Here is a 23,953-nt window from a genome sequence, read left to right as displayed (position 1 = left end):
TCCTTTACGGTAGGCGCTTTTACGCGTTCGGGACAATCTGTTAGCATCGGCAGCATCGCTGTTAACTGGTCACGTATATGATCCCACTTGTCTACCACTCGATTTATTCCGACTTGCCGTTACCGCCAGAGCACCGTTATCCGATCAATAAGTACCGCTTGTTGTATCAGGCCATTGCTGAGCGCTGTGCACAACAGTCGTCCTGGCAGGATGTGTTTCAATTTGTCACGCCGCAGCCGCTGACTCTGGCGGAGATCAAAGCACTGCACGCCGAAGAATATGTGGACTCCTTAGCGCAGGGCACATTGCCAGCGGCCAAAATGCGCCGAATAGGTTTTCCATGGAGCCCGTCGCTTATGACCCGGACTCTGACATCAGCAGGAGGCACTTGCCTGACAGCCAGGCTGGCTGTGGAGCACGGTATCGCCATTCACTTAAGCGGTGGCTATCATCATGCTCACCGGGATTTTGGCAGTGGGTTTTGTTTGTTTAACGATCTTGCCTTGGCTGCGCATCAGGCGCTGCAACTGGAGGGGATTGACAAAGTCCTGATCATCGACAGTGACGTACATCATGGCGATGGCACCGCGACGTTGTGTGCTGAGCGTGATGATATTGTGACCTTATCGTTCCATTGCGACAAAAACTTTCCTGCGCGGAAGCCGGATTCGGACATCGACATTGCGTTGAGCCGCGAAACCGGATGTGAGGCGTTTCTCAGTCACTTTACTTCTGTGGTGCCGATGGCGGTTAACCTGCATCAACCGGATCTGATCATTTATGATGCCGGTGTCGATATTCACCAGGACGATGAACTGGGCTATTTTCAGGTCTCGACGCAAGCCATTGCCCAGCGTGATGCGTTCATGTTTGCGCTGGCGCGAACGAAAGGAACCCCTATGGCGTGTGTTGTGGGTGGGGGATATCGAAGTTGCCACGCTGATCTGGTTCCGGTACACATGCAGTTAATTGAAGCGGCGTTCTCAAGCGCTGAATAAGGAGAGCACATGCAACATCGCATTCGTGCCGCGGGTATTCTGGTCGAAAATAACGCGGTTCTGTTGGTTAAAGTGAAAGATTTCAGTGGTGAGTACTGGATTCCACCGGGTGGTGGCTTTGAAGAGGGAGACGTCAGCACCAAGGGATGTCTGCGCCGAGAGTTTGTGGAAGAAGCGGGCATCGAGGTTGAGATCGGTGAACTGATCTGTGTGCGAGAGTTCCTCGAAACCACGGCAGGTCGATACAACGCGGAGTTTTTTTATCACATCCCGGCCTATTCCGGTACGCCGCATACCGATAATCTTAATGGGCTCAACGATGAGGAATTTATTCAGGGGATCGAGTGGGTCGGTATTGAGCAGCTCAGTGACATTCGGACTTACCCGGCAGACATCTATCAGTTGGTCGATCTGGTACAACAGCGCCGTTTTGGCGTGCATCTGGGCAGTTACATCCAGGGCAATGACGAGACCACCAATCACCTCTGACTGTTTCAATCATCCCCTAACATTTAAGAGCCATCTCCTGACGAGAGAAAAAATGCGGGCGATAAACGAAGAAACCCCAGTCCTGCGACTGGGGTTTAAATGTGGCGGAGAGATAGGGATTTGAACCCTAGATACGCTATTAACGTATGCCGGTTTTCAAGACCGGTGCTTTCAACCACTCAGCCATCTCTCCATTGTTGAGGCGAATAATAAAGGGCATTCCCAGCCTTGTAAACCCCTTAGTTGTCTGTTTGCTGGTTTTATGTGCGGTTAGTTTTGAAATTAGAAGATAACGCCCATTTTTAAAGGAAAAATAACCGCACATCTGAGTGTTAGCGTCGTATAAGCTGTCAGAGTGCGCGGTATTAATGAGTGTCTTTTCAAAGACAATGATGACGCAATACGCCTTTCGTTGATAAAACGTAAAAAACGATGCGGAAGATGAATTATCTCTTCGCGGTAAAGTACCGGCGATAATATTTGTTTTTTCGCCTAACTGGCCTTGACCTGTCTAATACTTCACACTTTACAGTATCCCCCGATATCTGAGGAGACACTGATGTACCGTATTTCTGAACTGGCTCAACAAGTGGGCTTAAGTCGCTCCACTCTCCTTTATTACGAGAAACTTGGACTCATTACTAGCCGTCGGCAGCTCAATGGCTATCGCCGTTATTCCGAGCAAGACGCGCAACGATTGAAGCTGTTGTTGCAGTTGCAGGCAGCTGGGTTGACGCTCAAAGAGTGTCAGGCGTGTCTTGATGCTCAAATTGATAGGGAACTGCTCTTGAATCGGCTTACCGTGCTGGGTGAAGAGATTGAGCAAAAGCAGAAAGCCAAGGAATTACTGGCGTCTCTGCTTGGAATGGGGTCTATGCGTCCTTGGCATCAGTCGATAGAGAGGCGGGCTCCTGCCGCACATCTTGATTGGCTGATCAAGCAAGGCCTGAGTGAGAAACAGGCGTTGAGGCTGAAGTGGTTATCACAGGATATGAACATGCACGATCAATATATGGCAGATTTTGAATATTTGTTTGAAGGCCTGGAGCGGTTAGGGCCTGGCAGTCAGTCAGACTCGTTAAAAGCACTTGCCGCGATCAAAATTGAATCCGGTTCGGTACTGGAAATTGGATGTGGGAAAGGTATCACGACTGAGCTCCTGGCTACGCAGTCTCCGTTTAAGGTGACGGCATTGGATAACGATGATTATAACCTGAGTTGTCTCAAAGAGCGATTACGTCACTCTGATGGATTACATTCGGTGCAGAGCGTTTGCGCCAGTATGACCGACTTGCCGTTTTCTGACGTTCAATTTGACGTCATCTGGTCAGAGGGGAGTGCTTACATTATGGGGATAGAAAAGGCATTGCGTCATTGGCAGCCCGTTCTGAAAGAGCAAGGCTATCTTGTGATCAGCGATCTGGTTTGGCGTATTAACTCCCCAGATGCAGAAGTGCGTGATTACTGGAGCCAGCATTATCCTGATATGCAAACAGTTCAAAGCCGAGTGCAATTATTCGAACGGGCAGGGTTTCAGATGATCACTCACTTTGATTTGAGTTCGCATGCTTGGGACAACTATATCGGGCCTCTGCAAACCCGAATTGACAAAGTGTCACAGCATCCGTTTACGTCCAATGCCCTCTCAGATATCCAACGTGAGTTATCCATACACCATAACTATTTAGGTCAATATGGTTATCACTTTTTTGTCGCCCGACGTAGGAGCTAAAATGCAAATCAGAACAGAAGAAAAGAAAGACCACGAAACCATTGGCGCGCTGACATATGCAGCGTTTAAAGATCACCCTCATCATGCTCCTGGGGCTGAGCCCAGTGAACATTTAAGTATCAAGAGACTCCGTGATAAAGGTGCTCTGGTATTGTCTCTGGTTGCCGAAGCGGATGATGAGCTCATAGGCCATATCGCGTTTTCACCTATTACGATCGATGGGCAGCCGTGTAACTGGCTTGCATTAGCGCCTGTGTCCGTAGCACCAGACTCGCAAGGGTTGGGCATTGGAAGTGCTCTGATTCGTGCTGGCCTTGGATGCTTGAAAGAGCAGGGAGTCGATGGCGTGGTTTTGATTGGTGAACCCAACTATTATCGCCGGTTTGGTTTTCTTGCTCATCCTCACCTTACGGTCAAAGGTATCCCGGCAGAATATTTCATGATTCAGTCACTGCGTGGCAACAATGACAATATTCCTTCTGGTGAAGTGGGTTTTGACTTGGCATTTGATGCGTAAGCACTCACCACCGGTTTGTTCAGCGATTTTACTTTTCATCATCTGATGAACGAAAAAAAGAGAGCCGAAGCTCTCTTTTTTTAGGTGTATGGTCGGACTGAGAGGATTTGAACCTCCGACCCCCGACACCCCATGACGGTGCGCTACCAAGCTGCGCTACAGTCCGATGGGATTAATTTAATCGCTTTCTCGTTCAACGTCAATACGATTCTTAAACTAACAGCTTGATTTAATTGTCTTTAGCGTAAAAACGCTGCAATTCGGTTAAACCTTGCATCAGGACGGTCAATGCAGGGTTCTCGTCTTTTTCACGTTTATAGTTTTCATCGTAGACTTTGAAGTTACCAAACTTATCAATCACCGTCGTGCTTTCTGGTGTAATTAATGCCAGCTCACGGGTGTCACCAGCCAGAATCCATTTGCGTTTGCGCTCGTCAAACAAGCTGCGTCCGCTGCTGAAATCGTTCGGATTGGACGAAACACCAAGCAGGTCTTGCAACAGCGTGACCGATAAATCCAGATGACTGGTGCGGTGGCTGTATTCGGCCGCCAGTTTACCCGGCCAGTGAATGATCATTGGTACCTGTAACTGATAACGACTGTAATTGGTATTTGAGCCCCAACTATTGGTCTTAGTTTCATTAAACTCCGTGCCGTGATTGGATGTCACAATCACCACGGTGTTATCGCTCAGAGTCAGTGACTGAATTTTATCGAACAACTGACCCAGCTCAGTGTCAGCGGTTTGCACCGATTGCTGGTAGCCCGCTTTGAGACGGGCGGTCGCGTCGCCTTTGCTGTCACTGTTCATCTTGAAGCTGTCAACCGTGGTCAGTTCCAGGAAACTGAACCAGGGTTTTTTCGCCGCAGAAGCCCAGGTCGCCCAGCGCTCGATGGCCTGAGTGTCTGGGGTTGAACTGTCATTAAAGGTAATGCCTGTAAAGTCCAGCCCGCGGAAAACCGATTCGCCATAAAGGTCATCGTCGAAGTTATCGCCGCTGAACAGACCGAAATCATAACCCTGATCTTTAAGGGTGGTGATCAGAATGGGCAGGGTTGCCTGAGATTTGATGCTGCCAGCATAGCTGCTTGGCAAACCATAGAACAGGCCAAACACACCGAACATGTCATTGCTCGAACTGAAATGGTTGCTGAAGTTCAGGTTCTGCTGCGCAAACTGGTAAGTGTTCGGCATGTCCTGAGCGTTGAGAGCATCCGAGCGCAAATTATTGACACTCACCACCAAAACGTTGAGATGATTGGCACGGCGGTTAAATTCGATCGGCTCCAGAGGGTAATTTACCAGCGCGGTCTTGCCTTCATTTTCCGCCTGACGTTTCAGGTACTCTTCACGGTCCAACAGACCATGTTTCTCCATAAACGACTTAGCCGTCATTGGGTATGAGAGCGGGAAATTGGCGCGTTGCGAAGTCACCGGATTGTAGAAATAGGCATCCGCCCAAACGTAAATCAAATGACTGCCGATAAACGAGACAAAGAATACTGCCGCCAGAGGGCGGCCTACGCGTTTGTGTGACAACTTACGCTGCTTGCGCCACACCCACTCGGACAGGCCGAGTTCCAGCAGAAATATCAGTGGCATCACCACAAATAGGTGCTGCAAATCAGCACTGACTGAACTGGTGTCGTCACTGAACAGCACTTCCCATACAACAGGGTTTAAGTGCAGGCTGATGGTTTGATACGCCTGTGTATCAATCAGCAGTAGTGTCAGGCCGACAGTGGCGAAACAGACCGACAACAAACGGAAGAGTTTGCGCGCCGGGACCAGAAAGGTCAGCGGGAAAAGAACCAACAGGTAGAGCGCAAAAACGAGGAAACCAAAGTGACCCACCCAGGAGATAGCCAGATAAAACTGCCCCAGCAGGGTTTCCGGCCATGGTGACTGAGTAATGTAGCGGGTACCGATCAGCATTGCCGCGATGATGTTGAAAAAGGCAAACCAATGCCCCCAGCCAACTAATCGAGAGACCCGTTCACCGTATGAATTTCCGTTATCTACCATGAATTGTTCTTTTATCCGGTTTCGGTTTAGTGAGAGCCAGTTTCGACAGAGGAAACCAGCGCTTGAGCAAATTTTTCAGCAATCGCCTTGCGTTGTGAAGGGGCAACACTTTGATTTAAGACATTGGTAGCGATATTTCCCACAATCATCAGAGAAAGTTCCGCTGAGGCATTGTGTTTGTCCAGCACTGCAGCCACTTCGGTCAGGATTTTTTCAACTTGTTCGTCGCTGTATTTAGATGTAATCGGCATAAAGACTCTAATGATGATAGTAAAAGCGGCTTATGATAACCTACAATGCCGTACAACTGAAACCTAGAACGACGATAAATTCTTATGAGTCTTCACCTTTCCAACGTAATCTTACACCAGCTCAGAAAAAACGATCAGGACGAGCTGGAAGTGAACTTCCGTGCAGATGCGCTTGCCAATGATGCGTCCAGCGAAAACTTAGTGGCTGAACTGCATCGGGTTTTTAACTCAAAAGGCGGTAAAGGCTTCGGTTCTTTCCAGTCTGACAGCGAGTTCCAGTCATGGTTGCAAGAACTTCGTCGTGGTGACAGAAATTTCTATGACTTCTCACAAATCAGCGCCAACCGACTGAAAAATGAACTGGCTAAATACCCGTTTGCCGATGAAGGCATTTTGGTGTTAGCGGAATATCAGAGTCTGGCGACTGACTACCTGTTCATTGCGATTTTGCCATCCAATCAGAGCCTGAAAGTGACGGAAGGGCTGGAAATCAGCGCCACGGATTACTTGGATCTGAGCAAAATGGACATTGCGGCGCGCATTGATTTGTCGACCTATGAAGCCGACTCCGATTCCAATCGCTATTTGACGTACATCAAAGGCCGGGTAGGGCGCAAAGTTGCTGACTTCTTCCTCGATTTTTTACAAGCCGATGTTGGTCTCGATACCAAACAGCAAAACCTGGTACTGATGCAGGCAGTGGAAGATTTTGTCTCAGATTCTAAGCTGGAGAAAGACGAAGCCGTCAGCTACAAAAAACAGGTGTACGACTACTGCAATGAGCAGATCAAAGCAGGTGACGAAGTGCAGTTGCAAGAGCTCTCCGGTGAGCTGCCCCCGAGCCAGGACGGCACCAGTTTCCTCGATTACACCCAAGAACATGGTTATGAGCTGGAAGAGAGTTTCCCGGCTGATCGCTCCACGGTGCGGAAACTGACCAAATATGTTGGTGCAGGAGGTGGTTTGAATGTCAGCTTTGACAGCTTGTTGCTGGGAGAGCGCGTCTTTTATGATCCAGAAACCGATACGCTGACCATCAAAGGCACACCGCCTAACCTGCGTGATCAGCTCACACGAAAATAATCTTTCCACAGAGAGCCCCGGCGGCTCTCTGTTTTGTTTTGGCCGGAATAAATTACCTAGCGCTTCACAGAATTGAGGTCACGGTTATGCGTGACTGGCTGCCTACTGTTTATACTGGAATGACGTACGGAGCATTTTGAGCGGTGTCATGGAAGGAAGAATACGTCAGCGCCGGCTGATTTGGTTATTGGCTATCTTGTGGTTAGCGCTCAGCTCGCTGGTGCTGTTTAACGATCGTACGCTGGTCAGAACCATGACTTCCATTGAAGAGCTCAGTCACAGTGTTGAATCCATCACCCGTTCTCTGTATTACGATACGTCCTATCGCGCCCGCGGTCTGAGTGAGCTGGAACTCAAAGTTCAGTTGCTGTACTCACTCAAGTTAAATCTGGAAGCGCAGGAGAGCAGTGGGATGTTTGCCCCTGACGTCAGCCAGTTGATCTATTTGACGCAGCGGTTTCTGGATCTGGGGCGCTCTTTTATCAGCAGCGAAACGGAGTTACTGGCGTTAGCCGATACATTGAAAGCATTGCGAGTGAAGTACGCTGAGGTTCCTCAATTGAGCGGTGCGTATTATCGTTTGAGTGCCTATGTTTTTGATGCCATGTTTGTCAGTATCGACAGCCATTCGGAAGCATACCGGGATCTGGATCGTTTGTTGGCACTCTCTTACCAGCTTCCGGGGTCACAACAGAAAGAGCTGCAACAAACCCTCGCTCAGGCGGCCACCATTCTCGGCGATTACGCCAAAGGCAGCCACGTGGTCGATCAACTGCTTAATCATCCTATTCATGCAGAAATTCTCACACTGGAAAATCAACATCATCGCTTGCTGTCATTACACCTGATGTTTTTGGTCCTGATCGGCTTTGTGTTTGTCGCTGCGATTCTCGCTGTGGTTTCGCGATTGGACAATGAAACCATGGCAGGCCCTCCTCTGGCAGGCAAATGTGAAGAACCGGAACAACTCTCTGACTTGCCTATGGAGAAAAAAGACGGCGCAGTTTCGTCTGAACCACAGCAACAAATTCGTTTTGAACACATGCTCGATTCCCTCAGCGGGGATCAGGAGTCGGTGAATCTGCTACTGCAAGTGTTTGTTCAGGATCATTACGATGATGTCGAGGCGCTGCGTTCTCTGATTAATGTGGACCCAGACAGTGCCATGCGCAAAGCGCACAGTCTCAAAGGCGTGGCCTCCAATCTCGGTGCTGACATACTGCGTGATGCGGCTTTGATTGCGGAAACGAAACTCAAGCAGGGAGAGCGACTCACGCGCGAAGAACTCGATCATCTGGCGGAAAGTCTGCGCCGCGCCATTGGGGAAGCGCAATCTTACATTGCGGCACACAAAGCCACCTGAGGCGGCGGATGTCTTCATTCCGAGTGAGTCCGCACATTACTCAATGTGAGTATCGCCATCTAACGAAACAAAAAGAGCGCCGTAAAGGCGCTCTTCATGATGGGAATTCCGATCAGGCAGACTGGCGTTCTAAGGCCGTTTCTTCCCCTTCGATAGGTTCCGCCGTCGGCTCACATTTATCGACAAACCAACCCATGTAAGAGGTGAAAATGGTGACGATAATGCAGACGAAGCTCAACCACATAAATGGCGCATAAGACAAGGTGGCGACACCCAAAATGCTGGCCATGTAAATACCGTTATCGCTCCACGGTACCATACCTGAGGTTAGGGTACCGCCAAACTCAGCGTTTCGGGACAGGTTCTTACGTTTGTAGCCCAGGCGATCGTAATTTTTTGCACAGATTTTTGGCGTCAGGATCAGTGATACGTACATAGCGGAACCGAACACGTTGCCCATAAAGGCGGTACCGATAGTGCTGGTGGCCAGTGACCCCGGGCTGGTCACGCGGCGTTCAAACAGCTTAGCGATGGTTTCCAGCACGCCCACTCTGTCCAGCAGACCACCAAAACCCAGACCAAAGACAATCACTGCGACCGAACCCAGCATGGAAGACATCCCACCGCGATTGAGAATGGCGTCAATAAAGTCAACACCGGACTGAATGTTAAACGGTGCCCACGCGGTATTGAACGCTTGCAGGAAGTCGACATCCTGAATCATCACCGCCCAGACAATACCCAACAGGGAACCGAAACTGATCACTGGGAACGACGGCATGCGCATGGCCAGTAAGCCAAGAACGATCATCACCGGCACAAACGAATATGGTGTGATGTAAAACTGTGTTTCCATCGCTTCAATAACGCCCTGCACCTGAGACATATCGACTTTACCCGCGTAGTGGAAACCGAACGCGGTGAACATGATGCCGGTGATCACATAGCTGATCAGTGCGATTGGCAACATGCCTTTGATGTGCTCCACGACTTCGACGTTAGACATGGATGAAGCCAGGATGACTGAATCAGACAGTGGTGACATTTTGTCACCAAAGTAACAGCCCGACAGTACCGCACCAGCGGTGATCGGAGCAGGAACACCCAAGCCCTGGCCGATGCCCATCATCGCGATCCCGGCGGTACCCGCGGCACCCCAAGATGTCCCCGTGGCCAGTGCGGTCAGAGAACAGATGATCATCGTTGCCAGAAGGAAAATGGACGGGTGGATGGCTTTCAGACCATAGTAAATGATGGTCGGGACGATACCACCAGAGATCCAGGTACCGACTAATGCGCCGACAGCCAGCAGGATCAGCACGGCGCCCAATCCGTTAGAAATACCGCCCAGAGCGGCTTGCTCGAGATCTTTGTATTTGTGACCCAGGCGGATGCCCAGCACCATAATAATGAACCAGCCGATATACAGTGCCAGCTGGATCGGTAAATTGAGCTTGGCGGTGAACGAAAACGCCAGTAGCAAGAATAATCCCAAAGATATTACGACCTGCAATAAGCTCGGCAAACGGGGGGAAATGTGCTTCATGAAGAGCCTCTTATTAGATTTAGGAGCTAAGGAGTGTAATTGCCCTTATTAACTACCGGCAGCACTTTACATGACAAAGGATAATATATCGATAGTCTGGTTATTTATTGTGATTTGTATCTGTGTATATTTTGTTTTTTGGTGTTTAGTTTTGTTTTTTGTTAATATTAATGATGTGAAATGTTTTGTAATGTGGAATTTGTGTGCGACAGTTTGAAAATTGGATTAACAAAATGTTACGGTGCTGTGTTTGTGCTTAACAAACGATGGTTTATCTGCACTTAAATCGTTATTCGCCCTGAAACCAGTAAAAAGTTACAACTAATGTAAATTATTGCTTGAGATCTGGGCGCGAAAATTGAAAGATGAAAGACGTTCATTTTTACCCAACACACGGAGAGTTTAGTGATGAGAGTAGGTTTAGTTGGCTGGCGCGGCATGGTCGGTTCTGTACTGATGCAGCGTATGGTGGAAGAGAAAGACTTCGATCTGATTGAGCCGGTATTTTTCAGTACATCTCAGGTGGGAATCCCTGCCCCAACTGTTCCTTCAAAGCATGGCACAAGCGAAACGGGTTTACTTCAGGATGCGTTCGATATCGACGCACTGAAACAACTCGATGCCATCATCACCTGTCAGGGTGGCGGATACACCGAAAAAGTTTACCCAATGCTGCGTCAGGCTGGCTGGAAAGGCTACTGGATTGACGCTGCATCCACGCTTCGTATGGCAGAAGACTCCATCATTACCCTGGATCCGGTCAACCTGACACAAATCCAGCAGGGGATCCACGCCGGAACCAACACCTTTGTCGGTGGTAACTGTACGGTCAGTCTGATGCTGATGGCGTTGGGCGGCCTGTATGAAAAAGGCCTGGTGGAATGGATGAGCGCGATGACGTATCAAGCCGCTTCCGGCGCTGGCGCGAAGAACATGCGCGAATTGATTTCGCAAATGGGTGTGATCAACGACGCTGTCAGCTCAGAGCTGGCCAACCCGGCAAGCTCTATTCTGGACATTGATAAGAAAGTCGCTGACACGATTCGTTCGTCATCCTTCCCAACCGATCAGTTTGGTGTGCCGTTGGCCGGCTCTCTGATCCCTTGGATTGATGTGAAACGTGACAATGGCCAAAGCAAGGAAGAGTGGAAAGCCGGCGTGGAAGCGAACAAGATCCTGGGCTTACAGGATGCGCCGGTACCAATTGATGGCACTTGTGTGCGTATCGGTGCGATGCGATGTCACGCTCAGGCGCTGACCATCAAGCTAAAACAAAATGTGCCGATGGATGAGATTGAAGAGATGATCGCCACGCACAACGACTGGGTGAAAGTGATCCCGAACGATCGTGATATTACCGCTCAGGAGCTGACGCCAGCGAAAGTGACTGGTACGCTGTCGGTTCCGGTGGGACGTCTGCGTAAAATGTCGATGGGAGATGATTTCCTCAACGCCTTCACGGTGGGTGACCAGCTGTTGTGGGGCGCAGCAGAACCGCTACGTCGTACTTTGCGGATTATCCTGGCTGAAAAACAGTAAGCGCCGGACGCAAGAAAAAAGCACCTCGATTGAGGTGCTTTTTTTATGCCGTTGATTTGAACTATTCACAAGCAGTCGCGACTACCCGCTTGTCAGGGTCCGCTAACTGACTGCCACAATGTTTACAGTGCATGGCATCGGGTTCATGTCCGGCGCGTGAGCAGTTCGGGCATTTGACCAGCGTGCGGTGCGAGTTCATTTCCTGATTCAGCTCCGCGGTGATAATGCCGGTCGGCACCGCCAGAATCGAATAACCGAGCAACATAGTCAGCGAGGCAATCCCTTTCCCCCACGCGGTTTGAGGTACCAGATCACCGTATCCGACGGTGGTGATCGTCACAATCGCCCAGTAAATACTCTGAGGAATACTGGTAAAGCCGTTTTCCGGTCCTTCAATAACGTAAATTAACGCACCGAAGATGGTGACCAGAATGGCGACCGTGGTGAAGAAAATGAAGATTTTACGCCGGGCCATCAAAAGCGAACGCATCAGCAGATTTGAATCTTGCAGGTAACGCACCAGTTTAAGGATGCGGAAGATGCGCATGACACGCAGCAGACGGATAACCCCCATGAACGAGGCGGAAGGAAAGAAAATCGACAGGTAAGTTGGCAAGATGGCCAGCAAGTCGACCACGCCGTAAAAGCTTTTGGCATAGGCTGCGGGTTTGGGGGAGCAGTACAGCCGCAGCAGATATTCGATGGTGAACAGGGCTGTGAAGCCATATTCAAACAGACGCAGGGTAGTGGCCCATTCGGCTTTGATTTCTGGAATCGATTCGAGCACCAGGACGACTAAAGAAGAGAAAATCGCGGTGATCAGTGCAAGATCGAAAATCTTACCCGCCCGGGTATGGGTACCGAAAATGATGACATAGAGACGGTGTTTAAGAATATGCTCTGGCATGATATTGCTAACAGGGTTCAACGTAGCAATATCATACCGTTAAACCATAAATCAGGCTAATCCCGGAAACAGGTTACGTAATCCGTTGGCGATAAACTCGATCCCGAGAGCCCCAAGAATCAGGCCCATAATCCGCGTGATGACGTTGATGCCGGTCTGACCCAGAAAATGCACAATCAGTGGCGCGGAACGAAACAAAAACCAGGAGCAGAGCGAGAACAACGCGATCGTGGCACTGATGCCTACGGTATCCAGCATACTAGGGTAGCGGGCACCATAAACGATGGTCGAACTGATGGCACCCGGGCCGGCCATCAACGGCATCGCAAGCGGCACAACCCCGATTTGTTCGCGGCTGACGTATTCCGACTTTTCCTGTTTATTCTGTTTATCTTCACCTAGCTTACCGCTCATCATTGAAAACGCGATACTCAACAGCAGTAGGCCGCCAGCTACGCGGAACGAGTCCAGAGAAATACTGAACATATCCAACAACATCTGCCCAGCCAGCAGTGATACCGTCAGGATAATCGCGACTGCGATATTAGCGGTCAGGGCGGTTTTGTTTTTTTCTTCCGGCGTCATGTGGCCGGTCAGTGACACAAACACCGGCATAATACCCACTGGGTTCACCGCGGCGACCAGTCCGAGGAAAAACTGCAGGAAAATAGCGATTTCAAGCGATTGCATGGCGTGTATCTCTTATGAAGTCTCAGGGAACAGAACAAGGCAGCCATAATGTATTGCAACTTGCCTGGCACGACGAATGAAAAAAACTAAGGCCCAGACCACTTCATCCGTGAGAAAAACTAATTATTAACAGAAACGTAAACAACTTTGAGGCGATCTGTTACGTAATTAAGGCGTAATAAAAGTGGTTTTTTATACAAACGTTAACATTCGCACATTTCTGATAAAAACTGAGCAGATTTTCACGGGGATGATAGCGTTTGGATATACTGTCAGTAGCACATTAAACGAGGTACACAGGTGCCTGTTTGTTCAAAAATGAAATTTTTTTACAGGCTTTTGTAACTTTTGAAGATTTTTGAATTTATTTGTGGCTTTTTTGTTCATTCTTTTGCTGGTTTTATTTTATTTAAAATCAGTGCCTTAATTGTTTTTGTTTTACTTGCACACCACTTTGTAGGTATTTAGAAAGTGAGAACTGATCTGAGTCAATTTTTTTCACACTATGAAATATTATACTCAGTTCTGAAAGCAATTTACTAAGAGTGTTGTTGTTATAAGTCACTGATGAGCGGAGATTCTTTTACAACAGCGGCCTTACTAAAAAGTTTTTAATATTTGTTAATTTTAGGAGATTCACTATGCCTGTTACTAATCTGGCTGAACTTGATGCTCTGGTTGCCCGCGTGAAAAAAGCGCAAGAAGAATTTGCGACTTACTCTCAGGAGCAAGTAGACAAAATCTTCCGTGCTGCGTCTCTGGCCGCGAACCAGGCTCGTATTCCTTTAGCGCAGCAAGCGGTTGAAGAATCTGGCATGGGTATTGTTGAAGATAAAGTGATTAAGAACCACTTTGCCTCTGAGTTTATCTACAACAAATACAAAGATGAAAAGACCTGTGGTGTTCTGGAAGAAGACGATAACCTGGGTACCATGACTATCGCAGAGCCGGTTGGCATCATCTGCGGTATCGTACCAACCACTAACCCAACATCAACTGCGATCTTCAAATCTCTGATCTCTCTGAAGACTCGTAACGGCATCATCTTCTCGCCACACCCTCGTGCAAAGAATTCAACCAATGATGCAGCAAAACTGGTTCTGGACGCCGCTGTGGCTGCCGGTGCACCAAAAGACATCATCGGCTGGATCGACCAGCCATCTGTAGAGCTGTCTAACGCTTTGATGAAACATGAAGGTATCGCGCTGATCCTGGCAACCGGTGGTCCTGGCATGGTGAAAGCAGCATACTCTTCAGGTAAGCCAGCGATCGGTGTCGGTGCGGGTAACGTGCCTGTCGTGATTGACGAAACTGCGGACATCAAGCGAGCGGTTGCGTCTATTCTGATGTCTAAAACGTTCGACAACGGCGTAGTGTGTGCTTCTGAACAGGCCGCTATTGTGGTTGACGCGGTTTACGATGAAGTGAAGGCGCGTTTTGCTTCTCACAAAGCCTACGTACTGAGCAAAGCAGAAGCAGAAAAAGTGCGTAAAGTGTTACTGATTGATGGCGCTCTGAACGCAAAAATTGTAGGTCAGCCAGCAGCGAAAATCGCAGATATGGCGGGTGTTAACGTGCCTGCAGACACGAAAGTACTGGTCGGTGAAGGTCTGGGGAAAGTGTCGTACGATGATGAATTCGCGCACGAAAAACTGTCTCCGACTCTGGGTCTGTTCCGTGCTGACGATTTTGAAGATGCGGTAGCACAAGCGGTGACCATGGTTGAAATCGGCGGTATCGGTCACACCTCTGGTCTTTACACCAATCAGGACGTCAACGCAGACCGTATCCGTTACTTTGGTGACAAACTGAAAACGGCACGTATTCTGATCAACATCCCAACCACTCACGGTGGTATCGGTGACCTGTACAACTTCAACGTTGCGCCGTCTCTGACTCTGGGTTGTGGCTCTTGGGGGGGGAACTCTATCTCTGAGAACGTAGGTCCTAAGCACCTGATCAACAAGAAAACTGTAGCGAAACGAGCTGAAAACATGTTGTGGCACAAACTACCTAAGTCAATCTACTTCCGTCGTGGCAGCCTGCCAATCGCACTGAGCGACCTGGAAGGCAAAAAACGCGCGTTCCTGGTCACTGACCGTTTCCTATTCAACAACGGTTATGCAGACGATGTAGTACAACTGCTGAAAGCTCAGGGTATGGAAGTGCAAACTTTCTTCGACGTAGAAGCGGATCCAACGCTGTCTGTGGTTAAGAAAGGCGCTGAAGCGATGAGCAGCTTCCAGCCAGATGTGATTCTGGCACTGGGTGGTGGTTCACCAATGGACGCAGCGAAAATCATGTGGGTGATGTACGAACACCCAGAGACCCACTTCGAAGAACTGGCGATGCGCTTTATGGACATCCGTAAACGTATCTACAAGTTCCCTAAAATGGGTCAGAAAGCGGAGCTGGTATGTATCACAACCACTTCCGGTACCGGTTCGGAAGTGACTCCGTTTGCTGTCGTTACCGATGATAAAACTGGCGCGAAATACCCGCTGGCAGACTACGAGCTAACGCCTAACATGGCCATCGTGGATGCGAACCTGGTGATGAACATGCCTAAGTCTCTGACTGCCTTCGGTGGTTACGATGCGGTTACTCACGCTCTGGAAGCTTACGTGTCGGTTCTGGCGAACGAATACTCAGATGGTCAGGCACTGCAAGCTCTGAAGATGCTTAAAGAGTACCTGCCATCAAGTTACGCGAACGGTGCTAACGACCCAATCGCACGTGAGAAAGTGCACAATGCTGCGACCATTGCTGGTATCGCGTTTGCCAACGCGTTCCTAGGTGTGTGCCACTCCATGGCGCACAAAATCGGCGCTGAGTTCCACCTGCCTCACGGTTTGGCCAACGCGTTGCTTATCTCTAACGTGGTTCGTTACAACGCCAACGACAACCCAACTAAGCAAACTGCGTTCTCGCAATATGACCGCCCACAAGCCCGTCGTCGTTACGCGGAAGTGGCTGACCATCTGGGTCTGAGCCAGGCGGGTGACCGCACTGCGCAGAAGATTGAGCGTCTGCTGGCTTGGTTGGATGAACTGAAAGTGGATCTGGATATTCCAATGTCAATTCAGGCGGCGGGTGTTGCGGAGTCTGACTTCCTGGCGAAACTGGATGAGCTGGCGGTTGAAGCGTTCGATGACCAATGTACCGGTGCAAACCCACGCTACCCACTGATCAGTGAGCTGAAAGATGTGCTGACAGCGTCTTACTACGGTAAAGCGTTCGTTGAAGGAGACACTTTCGAAGGCACCACAGTTATCAAGAAAAAAGCGGATCAGGAAGCAGCGAAAGCCGCTCCTAAAGCGAAGAAAGCCAAAGCGAACGCGTAATTGGCTGCCTGAGATGGGTTTTCGCTAGAGCGAATCATCTCAGTACATCGGGAAAAGTTCAGCCCCGGCCGATTGGCCGGGGCTTTTTTATACCCACATGACCAGAATCGCCGCCAAGGCGATCAGGAGCAGTCCCAGCCCATCTCGAATTCGTACGCGCTGACGCAGCCAGAAAATAGAGATCAACATGGTAAAGAACACCTCGACCTGACCCAGAGTTTTTACATACGGCACGGCCTGTAACGACATCGCGCTGAACCAGCCAATAGAACCAATGCAACTGCAGGCGCTGGTGAGTAGCGTGAGACGCGGTTTTGACCACAATACTTTGAGCGTCGGCGGGTCGGTCATCAATAAATATACGAGTAACACAAACGTTTGCAGTGAAATCACCAGCAATAGCACCCAAGCGGCGCTGTGTGGAAAAGACAGCCCTAATGCCAAGCTGGCTTCTCGAACCCACAGAGACGTCAATGCAAACGCACTGCCACAGCCAAGTCCAATCAGTACCGTCGACAGCGATATGTGGCGATAGTGACCTTGAGAACTCATCAAAAAGACGCCAACGCCGCCGATCAGCACGCCAAGCCAGCCCAGCGTGGTCAGTTGGGTACCGAAAAACAGCATGCCGAGAATCGCCGCAACCAGGGCTTCACTTTTGGCCAGCCCCGCACCGACTGCATAGTTGTTGAACTTGAATAGTGTGACCATCAGCGCGGTAGCAATAATTTGCATCAGCACGGCGCCAAGAATAAAGCCGCTAAAACGCAGATTGAACTCCGGCCATGCTGTCGGCTCGATCTGATACAGAACCAGCAGATACAGTGCGGCAATAGGGCCAGCCCAGAGAAAGCGTGCCAGAGTGACACCTGTGGTTTTAACGTCAGAAGAGAGGCGACTTTGAAAGGCATTGCGCCACGACTGCATAAAAGCAGCCAGCAGCGTAAACAAAATCCATGTCATGATTATCTATCCGCAGTGAGCAATAAGTCACCATGCTATGAAAGAGTCGCCTAATCAGCAAGTTAAATAAAAAAGCCTCCGATGTGGAGGCTTTTAACGTGGTGGTGAGGGTTAACCGGCCAATATGTCGGTGGCGACTTTATAGCTCGGATCCTCTTTGACGTTAATTTCGACCAGACTGCCTGCTTTGTGCAGCAGCGCACGGCAATCCTGACTCAGATGGCGCAGGTGCAGCGTTTTACCTACAGCAGCGTAACGCTCTGCAACGGTTTCGATCGCTTCAATCGCTGAGTGGTCGGTAACGCGAGAGTTGGCAAAGTCGACAATCACATCCTGTGGATCATTTTGCGCGTCAAACAGCTCCAGGAAGTTGGCGGCTGAACCGAAAAAGATCGGGCCGTTGATGTGGTACTCTTTAGAGCCTTCGTCGTTGATGCGACTGCTGGCGTAGATGTGTTTGGCATGTTCCCAGGCAAACATCAGCGCCGAGGCGATCACCCCGACCGCGACCGCGACGGCCAGATCAGTCATGACCGTCACGACGGTCACCAGCACGATAACAAAGAAGTCCTGTTTTGGTACGCGGCGTGCCAGTTTGAAGGTTGCCCATTCAAACGTACCGATGACAACCATGAACATCACCCCAACCAGTGCCGCCAGCGGGATCATTTCGATCAATGACGATGCGAACAGGATAAACACCAGCAACATAACGGCGGCAACAATGCCTGACAGGCGGCCACGACCGCCAGAGTTCACGTTGATCATCGATTGGCCAATCATGGCACAACCACCCATAGCACCAAACATTGAACAGGTGACGTTTGCCAGACCCTGACCAACGCATTCGCGATTGGACTGACCACGGGTGTTGGTCATTTCGTCCAGTACGGTCAGAGTAAGCAGCGATTCAATCAGACCAATGGCGGCGAGTATCACGGCGTACGGTAGAATAATTTGCAGCGTTTCCAGTGTCATCGGTACACTCGGCAACGCAAACGTTGGTAGTGTGCCAGCCAGTGTAGCGGCCGCATCGCCAGACATGGTACGCAGGAAGTCAACCACGGTGCGAGTCTCCAGTCCCAGACCTTGCACCAGCAACGTCACAGACACGATGGCCACCAGTGATGAAGGTACCGCTGTAGTCAGTTTTGGCAAGAAATGGATGATTGCCATAGTGAGTGCAACCAAGCCGAGCATCAGCATCATTTGGTCGCCTGGCAACCAGGTCAGAGCGCCGCTCAGATCCGGAGCTTTAAATTGACCGAGTTGCGCCAGGAAAATCACGATTGCCAGCCCGTTCACGAACCCTATCATTACCGGATGGGGAACCATGCGAATGAATTTGCCGAGTTTGAACAGACCTGCGGTGATCTGCAAGGCACCAGCCAACAGAATGGCGGCAAACAAATACTGGACGCCATGTGTGGCCACCAAGCTGACCATGACCACGGCCATCGCTCCGGTCGCGCCGGAGATCATGCCTGGACGACCACCGAAAACAGAGGTAACCAGGCCGACAATAAAGGCTGCGTACAGACCAACCATCGGGTCAACGCCCGCAACAAAGGCGAACGCGACAGCTTCTGGCACCAGTGCCAGCGCGACAGTCAGGCCCGACAAAACGTCATTTTTGACAGAGTGCTTGGAAAATTGTGGGAATTCGAACATGTTTGCTCAGTTCTTTGCTCATATTGGTGAATGTTGACCGTGAAGGGCTTCCTGCCGCTGAGCAAAAGTGAACACTTAAAAGAGCAGCTGGCCAGAGCCGGGCACGGTGAGTCGGGGAATGCTACCGAAAACTGTGATTGAGTTCAATAAATAACCGGAGAACCGGCGCTTTGTTTGGCCCGATTGAATGAAAAAGCCCGCTGTGTAGCGGGCTTTGAGGAGGTGATTACACCTGAGGCTTGGTCATTACGGCACCAGCCTGGTTGCGAGCCGCCTGACTGCCGGCCCCCCGAGGTTGATAACGCTCGCTGCGCAGTGGCGCAGCGACAATGTCGATGGCGCGCAATTCACTGGTACCTGGCGCTTTAGCCATTGGTGACGCGGCGTGCCCTTTAACCAGAGCCGTTGCTGCTTTCTTGGCGACAGGTTCGTTGACGATAGGTTTTGCCGTCACAACAGGAGCCTTATCAGCACTCGCTTCTGGTTCTACAGCCGCCACCTTCGGTGCTGTGGCCGTGTCTGTTTCTACAACAACGTCAGCCGGAGCTTCATTTGGTACGGCTGACGCAGTGTCCACAATCGGGGCTTCAACGACCGGTGCAGCTTGCGGCGCCACGTCGGCTTCGACGCTGGCTGTAACTGGCGCTTCGACTACTGGGGCGAACTCTTCCACTCGGCGGACGATCACTTTACCCATCGCCATTTCTGGGCAGGCAACGCCACCCAATGCCGGTGTTGTGATTGACTCAGCTTTTGGCGTCGCTTTCTCATCGCGTTTTGGTTTTTGCACCAGATCGTAGCGTGGCATCACTTTACCCATAGCCATCTCTGGAGAGGCAACCCCACCTTTGCGCAGGCGGAATGGGTTAGGGCGACGGTCACGACCACGACGACGACGTTGGCCACTGGCACGCAGATGACGTGGAGAACGACGGTTGCGACGTTGCTTACCTTCACCTTCTTCAGCCGCAGTTTCCGTGGTCGTTTGTTCGGCCACTTCAGCCACTGCTTGTGCTTGAACCTGTTTCACTTCTTCAGCCGTTTCCGCCTGCTCTTGCTGGTCTTTAACGCGTACCTGCTTGGTCAGTTTACGACGCTGACGACGCTCTTTGACCTTGGCTGCCTTTTCTTCCGCACGCTCAGAACGAGGATCTTTTTTCTCGGCTTGCGCATCCGCTGCCAACTTCTGACCTTGTTCCGCCAGTTTGTTTGGTTTGGCTTCATCGCGATCACGTTGTTTACGGCGATCCTGTTTCGGTTTACGCGTGTCTTTCTTGCGTTCCTGAACCGGTTTCGCTTCGACGATGTTGTCCTGCTCTTCACGTTTTGGCTTGCGTTTGTTCTTATCGCGGTTGTCACGATTGTCACGGTTACCATCACGGCTATCGCGATTGTCTCGGTTGTCGCGGTTATTACGACGACGCTGATCGCTGCGGTTACGACGCTGACGATTGTTGCGGTTGTCTTTCTTCTCTTCTTGTTTCTCTTCCGGTTTTTCTTCTGGTTGTGAAGAACCGAACAGGAAACTACCCAGTGCTTTAAACAGACGACTGATCACACCTGGCTGCTGTGTCTCTTCCGGCTTCGCTTTCGCTTTTGGTTGAGGTTTCTTCTCGGCAACTGGTGCTGGTTTCGGCGCGGGTGTTGGCGTGGATTGCGTTGGCGCAGCAAACCCTTTCAGTACTGGTTCTTCAATACGTTTTGGTTTTGCTGCTGTGTTGCCAGTTTCTTTCGACTCCGCCTCTCTTAGGGCATCCATGCTCTTAGGAATCAGGTAAGACAGCAGATCCTGCTCTTCACCTTCACGAATTCGAACCACTTCAAAGTGAGGCGTTTCCATATCGGAATTCGGCACTACAGTGATTTTTACTTCCTGAGCACGTTCAATATGGTTAACTGAACGGCGTTTTTCGTTGAGCAGGTAAGAGGCGATCGGCACTGGTACCACAGCCAGAACCTGAGACGTGTTGTCTTTCAGCGCTTCTTCTTCGATTTCACGCAACACAGACAGTGCCAGAGATTCATTGTCTCGCACCACACCAGTACCGCTACAACGCGGACAAATGTGATGACTGGCTTCTGCCAGTGAAGGGCTCAGGCGTTGGCGTGACATCTCTAACAGACCAAAGCGTGAGATTCGACCGATCTGTACTCGGGCTCGATCCAGACGAACGGCATCACGCAGGCGGTTTTCGACTTCGCGCTGGTGGCGGACAGGGGTCATATCGATAAAGTCGATCACTACCAGGCCGCCCAAGTCGCGCAGACGCAATTGACGAGCAATTTCATCCGCAGCTTCTAGGTTGGTATTCAGCGCTGTTTCTTCGATATCACCGCCTTTAGTGGCACGCGCGGAGTTGATATCAATCGATGTCAGTGCTTCGGTTGGGTCGATAACGATAGAACCACCGGATGGCAGACGTACTTCGCGTTGAAACGCTGATTCGATTTGACTTTCGATCTGGTAATGACTGAATAGTGGTACTTCACCAGGGTACTTCTTAACTCGATTTTCAAAATCAGGGCGAACGCGTTTGATGTGCTCTTTCGCACGTTCAAAAACGGTATTGCTGTCGATCAGGATTTCACCGATATCGCGACGCAAATAGTCACGAATCGCCCGGAACAGAACATCAGTTTCCTGGTGAATCAGAACCGGTGCCGGATGACCGTCGGCTACGCCTTTGACCGCTTGCCAGTAATCAAGCAATACATTCAAGTCCCACCCTAGCTCTTCGGCACTTTTGCCAACCCCGGCAGTACGGACGATAAGGCCCATACCCTGAGGGACTTCAAGCGTGCTGAGAGCTGCTTTCAGTTCGGTGCGCTCATCACCTTCGATGCGGCGAGAAATCCCACCAGCACGAGGGTTGTTTGGCATCAGAACCAGATAACTGCCCGCCAGAGAAATAAAAGTGGTCAGCGCAGCACCTTTGCTGCCGCGTTCCTCTTTTTCTACCTGAACGATCACTTCCTGACCTTCTGTCAGCACTTCTTTTATGCTTGGACGGCCTTGGTAGGTATAACCTTCGGGGAAGTATTCGCGGGCAATTTCTTTAAGTGGGAGGAATCCGTGTCGCTCTGCACCGTAGTCAACAAAAGCTGCTTCCAGGCTTGGTTCGATGCGGGTGATACGTCCTTTGTAGATATTCGCTTTTTTCGATTCGTGACCCGGACTTTCGATATCTAAATCGAACAGTCGCTGGCCATCGACCAAAGCGACACGCAACTCTTCTTTCTGAGTTCCGTTAATTAACATTCTTTTCATTGTGAATCTCGTTATGTATTTCTTCGTTTTGATTTTTTTCTTGCCGCTGAAGTCGTTCTCATGGTGCCGGATCCCATGGCTTTATCGGTGCAGCCTCCCGGCTGGAGGGATGCTCTCGGGCACGTCAGTCATCACAAGCTTCAAAATGCGAGCCTGTGATCCGCAGTGGCGGTAAATACTCAGCATGAATGACGATGAGTAGGGCAGCAAGATGAGCTCAACGTGATGGTGTCTTACGCCATATGCAGCACCTCATCATCGAGCTATCTACTCAATTACTTAGTAAAAGTGTACGATTAATGTACAAAATACAACCGGAACACTTTTCACAGCTGTGAACTATAGCAGCGCGTGGTGAACACAGCAATCTGCTTTGTTATAAACAGGCGAAAAAAAACGACTTTTTCTCCTCAGGCTAACGTTTAACTTGCTGTTTAATTGGGTATTTATCACCACAAAACGATATTTCGTAACCGTTTGCTGCTTTGTTATCCACAGTCCAGCTATGACTGTGTTGTTCGTCATAAAAGCGCCCGCTAAACCGCAATTTTAATTTCATAGAAAATGTGAAATTGAGCATCTTTGAGTGATACAATAGCGAAATGAGCGAAATCAGAACAAAAGTCCAGTTGGTCGATATTGACGACGACATGGCGGGTCAGCGCATCGATAACTTTCTGCGCAACCAATTAAAAAACTTACCGAAAAGCATGATTTATCGCATCGTGCGTAAGGGTGAAGTGCGGGTGAACAAAAAACGCATCAAGGCTGAATATAAGCTGAAAGCCGGGGATGTGGTACGAATTCCACCTGTCACTTTAGAAGCGGCTCAGGAAGACAATCTGCCGAGCACCAAACTCAACTTGGTGGCAGAGCTTGAGCAGCACGTGATTTATGAAGATGAACACATGCTGATCCTGAATAAACCATCGGGTACTGCGGTACATGGTGGCAGCGGACTCAAGTTCGGTGCGATTGAAGCCCTGAGGGCCCTGCGTCCGGACGCGCGTTTTTTGGAGCTGGTCCACCGTATTGACCGCGACACCTCAGGCATTTTGCTGGTGGCCAAAAAGCGCTCCGCGTTGCGCCATCTTCAGGCACAGTTTCGTGAGAAAACCGTGCAGAAGTATTATTTTGCACTGGTAATGGGGCAGTGGAAGAAAAGTTGCAAAGTGGTGAATGCCCCGCTGCTGAAAAACGACGTTAACAGTATTGTCCGGGTGAACCCGAATGGAAAGCCTTCAGAGACGCGATTTAAGATTCTCGAGCAGTTCGCGCAAGCCACGTTAGTACAGGCGAGCCCGATCACCGGACGAACGCACCAGATCCGGGTGCACAGCCAATATACCGGGCATCCAATTGCCTGGGATGATCGCTATGGCGATCGCCGTTTTGATGCGTATACCGGTCAGTTCGGTCTGGATCGCTTGTTCTTGCATGCGGCCAATATCCGTTTTGTTCATCCGAAAACCGAACAAGCGATGGAGATTAACGCACCAATGGAGCCAAAACTTGAAAAAGTGCTGACTGGGCTGCGTAACAGCAAATAACAACCAAGCGGCAGGC

The 23,953-nt window shown here is 50.2% G+C and carries 17 protein-coding genes and 2 tRNA genes; 9 read left to right on the top strand and 10 right to left on the bottom strand.

All coding sequences use genetic code 11. The annotated features are described in order from the left end of the window. Window positions 1–77 precede the first annotated feature (77 nt). The gene (locus tag CAG64_RS05210) at window positions 78–998 is read left to right on the top strand and encodes a histone deacetylase family protein (protein WP_161457785.1); all 921 of its coding nucleotides are present in this window, start codon (window positions 78–80) and stop codon (window positions 996–998) included. Window positions 999–1,007: 9 nt separating this feature from the next. Further along, the gene (locus CAG64_RS05205) at window positions 1,008–1,487 is read left to right on the top strand and encodes an NUDIX domain-containing protein (protein ID WP_161457784.1); all 480 of its coding nucleotides are present in this window, start codon (window positions 1,008–1,010) and stop codon (window positions 1,485–1,487) included. A 102-nt stretch (window positions 1,488–1,589) separates the two neighbouring features. Here CAG64_RS05205 and CAG64_RS05200 read toward each other — a convergent pair. Then, window positions 1,590–1,680 (bottom strand) — tRNA-Ser (locus CAG64_RS05200). A gap of 366 nt (window positions 1,681–2,046) precedes the next feature. Between CAG64_RS05200 and CAG64_RS05195 the strand changes: the two genes are divergently transcribed. Both CAG64_RS05195 and CAG64_RS05190 read left to right on the top strand, forming a co-directional pair. Beyond that, a complete protein-coding gene (locus CAG64_RS05195) occupies window positions 2,047–3,219 on the top strand; it encodes a MerR family transcriptional regulator (RefSeq protein ID WP_161457783.1) in 1,173 nt (390 codons plus the stop codon). A 1-nt stretch (window position 3,220) separates the two neighbouring features. Next, window positions 3,221–3,736 (top strand): GNAT family N-acetyltransferase, encoded by a 516-nt coding sequence (locus CAG64_RS05190; protein ID WP_161454655.1) that lies wholly within the window; start codon window positions 3,221–3,223, stop codon window positions 3,734–3,736. Window positions 3,737–3,825: 89 nt separating this feature from the next. On the opposite strand, the gene CAG64_RS05185 is transcribed toward CAG64_RS05190, so the two are convergent. From CAG64_RS05185 to CAG64_RS05175, 3 genes are all read right to left on the bottom strand, one after another. Then, window positions 3,826–3,902, bottom strand: a tRNA-Pro gene (locus CAG64_RS05185). 63 nt (window positions 3,903–3,965) lie between these two features. Then, window positions 3,966–5,762, bottom strand: coding sequence for a DUF3413 domain-containing protein (locus tag CAG64_RS05180; protein WP_161454656.1), 1,797 nt, complete (start codon window positions 5,760–5,762; stop codon window positions 3,966–3,968). A 26-nt stretch (window positions 5,763–5,788) separates the two neighbouring features. Then, on the bottom strand, window positions 5,789–6,013 hold the full coding sequence (locus tag CAG64_RS05175) for a YejL family protein (protein ID WP_021704308.1): 225 nt from the start codon (window positions 6,011–6,013) through the stop codon (window positions 5,789–5,791). Window positions 6,014–6,097: 84 nt separating this feature from the next. On the opposite strand from CAG64_RS05175, the gene yejK reads away from it, so the two are divergent. Both yejK and CAG64_RS05165 read left to right on the top strand, forming a co-directional pair. After that, window positions 6,098–7,096, top strand: a complete 999-nt coding sequence (gene yejK, locus CAG64_RS05170; protein ID WP_021704307.1) for a nucleoid-associated protein YejK — start codon at window positions 6,098–6,100, stop codon at window positions 7,094–7,096. Window positions 7,097–7,244: 148 nt separating this feature from the next. Beyond that, complete coding sequence (locus CAG64_RS05165; RefSeq protein WP_161457782.1) at window positions 7,245–8,459, top strand: Hpt domain-containing protein; 1,215 nt, start codon at window positions 7,245–7,247, stop codon at window positions 8,457–8,459. Window positions 8,460–8,571: 112 nt separating this feature from the next. Here the strand turns inward: CAG64_RS05165 and nhaC are convergent, their stop codons facing one another. After that, a complete protein-coding gene (nhaC, locus tag CAG64_RS05160; RefSeq protein WP_161457781.1) occupies window positions 8,572–10,005 on the bottom strand; it encodes a Na+/H+ antiporter NhaC in 1,434 nt (477 codons plus the stop codon). 408 nt (window positions 10,006–10,413) lie between these two features. Here nhaC and asd point away from each other — a divergent pair, with 408 nt between their 5' ends. Then, complete coding sequence (asd, locus tag CAG64_RS05155) at window positions 10,414–11,544, top strand: aspartate-semialdehyde dehydrogenase (protein WP_040902280.1); 1,131 nt, start codon at window positions 10,414–10,416, stop codon at window positions 11,542–11,544. Between the two features lie 61 nt (window positions 11,545–11,605). Here the strand turns inward: asd and CAG64_RS05150 are convergent, their stop codons facing one another. Further along, on the bottom strand, window positions 11,606–12,451 hold the full coding sequence (locus CAG64_RS05150; RefSeq protein ID WP_021704303.1) for an ion transporter: 846 nt from the start codon (window positions 12,449–12,451) through the stop codon (window positions 11,606–11,608). Between the two features lie 51 nt (window positions 12,452–12,502). After that, window positions 12,503–13,141, bottom strand: coding sequence for a YchE family NAAT transporter (locus tag CAG64_RS05145; protein WP_161447611.1), 639 nt, complete (start codon window positions 13,139–13,141; stop codon window positions 12,503–12,505). A gap of 641 nt (window positions 13,142–13,782) precedes the next feature. On the opposite strand from CAG64_RS05145, the gene adhE reads away from it, so the two are divergent. Beyond that, the gene (gene adhE / locus CAG64_RS05140) at window positions 13,783–16,485 is read left to right on the top strand and encodes a bifunctional acetaldehyde-CoA/alcohol dehydrogenase (RefSeq protein WP_021704301.1); all 2,703 of its coding nucleotides are present in this window, start codon (window positions 13,783–13,785) and stop codon (window positions 16,483–16,485) included. A gap of 87 nt (window positions 16,486–16,572) precedes the next feature. Here the strand turns inward: adhE and CAG64_RS05135 are convergent, their stop codons facing one another. The 3 genes from CAG64_RS05135 to rne all read right to left on the bottom strand — a co-directional run bounded on the left by CAG64_RS05135 (window position 16,573) and on the right by rne (window position 22,387). Beyond that, the gene (locus CAG64_RS05135; RefSeq protein WP_161448434.1) at window positions 16,573–17,448 is read right to left on the bottom strand and encodes a DMT family transporter; all 876 of its coding nucleotides are present in this window, start codon (window positions 17,446–17,448) and stop codon (window positions 16,573–16,575) included. A 111-nt stretch (window positions 17,449–17,559) separates the two neighbouring features. Continuing rightward, window positions 17,560–19,119 (bottom strand): SulP family inorganic anion transporter, encoded by a 1,560-nt coding sequence (locus CAG64_RS05130; protein ID WP_161448432.1) that lies wholly within the window; start codon window positions 19,117–19,119, stop codon window positions 17,560–17,562. 226 nt (window positions 19,120–19,345) lie between these two features. Further along, window positions 19,346–22,387 carry a ribonuclease E gene (gene rne, locus CAG64_RS05125; RefSeq protein ID WP_161448430.1) on the bottom strand — a complete coding sequence of 1,014 codons (3,042 nt, stop codon included), beginning with the start codon at window positions 22,385–22,387 and terminating at the stop codon, window positions 19,346–19,348. Between the two features lie 602 nt (window positions 22,388–22,989). On the opposite strand from rne, the gene rluC reads away from it, so the two are divergent. After that, window positions 22,990–23,937 carry a 23S rRNA pseudouridine(955/2504/2580) synthase RluC gene (rluC, locus tag CAG64_RS05120; RefSeq protein ID WP_021704297.1) on the top strand — a complete coding sequence of 316 codons (948 nt, stop codon included), beginning with the start codon at window positions 22,990–22,992 and terminating at the stop codon, window positions 23,935–23,937. Window positions 23,938–23,953: the final 16 nt, after the last annotated feature.

The sequence above is a fragment of the Vibrio sp. V38_P2S17PM301 genome (genome assembly GCF_009904845.1).
Classification (GTDB): domain Bacteria; phylum Pseudomonadota; class Gammaproteobacteria; order Enterobacterales; family Vibrionaceae; genus Vibrio; species Vibrio proteolyticus.
The sequence above is the reverse complement of the archived record's forward strand: the minus strand, read 5'-3'. Positions and strand labels throughout refer to the sequence as shown.

Bases quoted from the DNA above. Each gene is read 5' to 3' on its own strand.
- CAG64_RS05210 (WP_161457785.1), top strand. From the start codon at position 78: ATGATCCCACTTGTCTACCACTCGATTTATTCCGACTTGCCGTTACCG.
- CAG64_RS05205 (WP_161457784.1), top strand. From the start codon at position 1,008: ATGCAACATCGCATTCGTGCCGCGGGTATTCTGGTCGAAAATAACGCG.
- CAG64_RS05195 (WP_161457783.1), top strand. From the start codon at position 2,047: ATGTACCGTATTTCTGAACTGGCTCAACAAGTGGGCTTAAGTCGCTCC.
- CAG64_RS05190 (WP_161454655.1), top strand. From the start codon at position 3,221: ATGCAAATCAGAACAGAAGAAAAGAAAGACCACGAAACCATTGGCGCG.
- CAG64_RS05180 (WP_161454656.1), bottom strand. From the start codon at position 5,762: ATGGTAGATAACGGAAATTCATACGGTGAACGGGTCTCTCGATTAGTT.
- CAG64_RS05175 (WP_021704308.1), bottom strand. From the start codon at position 6,013: ATGCCGATTACATCTAAATACAGCGACGAACAAGTTGAAAAAATCCTG.
- yejK (WP_021704307.1), top strand. From the start codon at position 6,098: ATGAGTCTTCACCTTTCCAACGTAATCTTACACCAGCTCAGAAAAAAC.
- CAG64_RS05165 (WP_161457782.1), top strand. From the start codon at position 7,245: ATGGAAGGAAGAATACGTCAGCGCCGGCTGATTTGGTTATTGGCTATC.
- nhaC (WP_161457781.1), bottom strand. From the start codon at position 10,005: ATGAAGCACATTTCCCCCCGTTTGCCGAGCTTATTGCAGGTCGTAATA.
- asd (WP_040902280.1), top strand. From the start codon at position 10,414: ATGAGAGTAGGTTTAGTTGGCTGGCGCGGCATGGTCGGTTCTGTACTG.
- CAG64_RS05150 (WP_021704303.1), bottom strand. From the start codon at position 12,451: ATGCCAGAGCATATTCTTAAACACCGTCTCTATGTCATCATTTTCGGT.
- CAG64_RS05145 (WP_161447611.1), bottom strand. From the start codon at position 13,141: ATGCAATCGCTTGAAATCGCTATTTTCCTGCAGTTTTTCCTCGGACTG.
- adhE (WP_021704301.1), top strand. From the start codon at position 13,783: ATGCCTGTTACTAATCTGGCTGAACTTGATGCTCTGGTTGCCCGCGTG.
- CAG64_RS05135 (WP_161448434.1), bottom strand. From the start codon at position 17,448: ATGACATGGATTTTGTTTACGCTGCTGGCTGCTTTTATGCAGTCGTGG.
- CAG64_RS05130 (WP_161448432.1), bottom strand. From the start codon at position 19,119: ATGTTCGAATTCCCACAATTTTCCAAGCACTCTGTCAAAAATGACGTT.
- rne (WP_161448430.1), bottom strand. From the start codon at position 22,387: ATGAAAAGAATGTTAATTAACGGAACTCAGAAAGAAGAGTTGCGTGTC.
- rluC (WP_021704297.1), top strand. From the start codon at position 22,990: ATGAGCGAAATCAGAACAAAAGTCCAGTTGGTCGATATTGACGACGAC.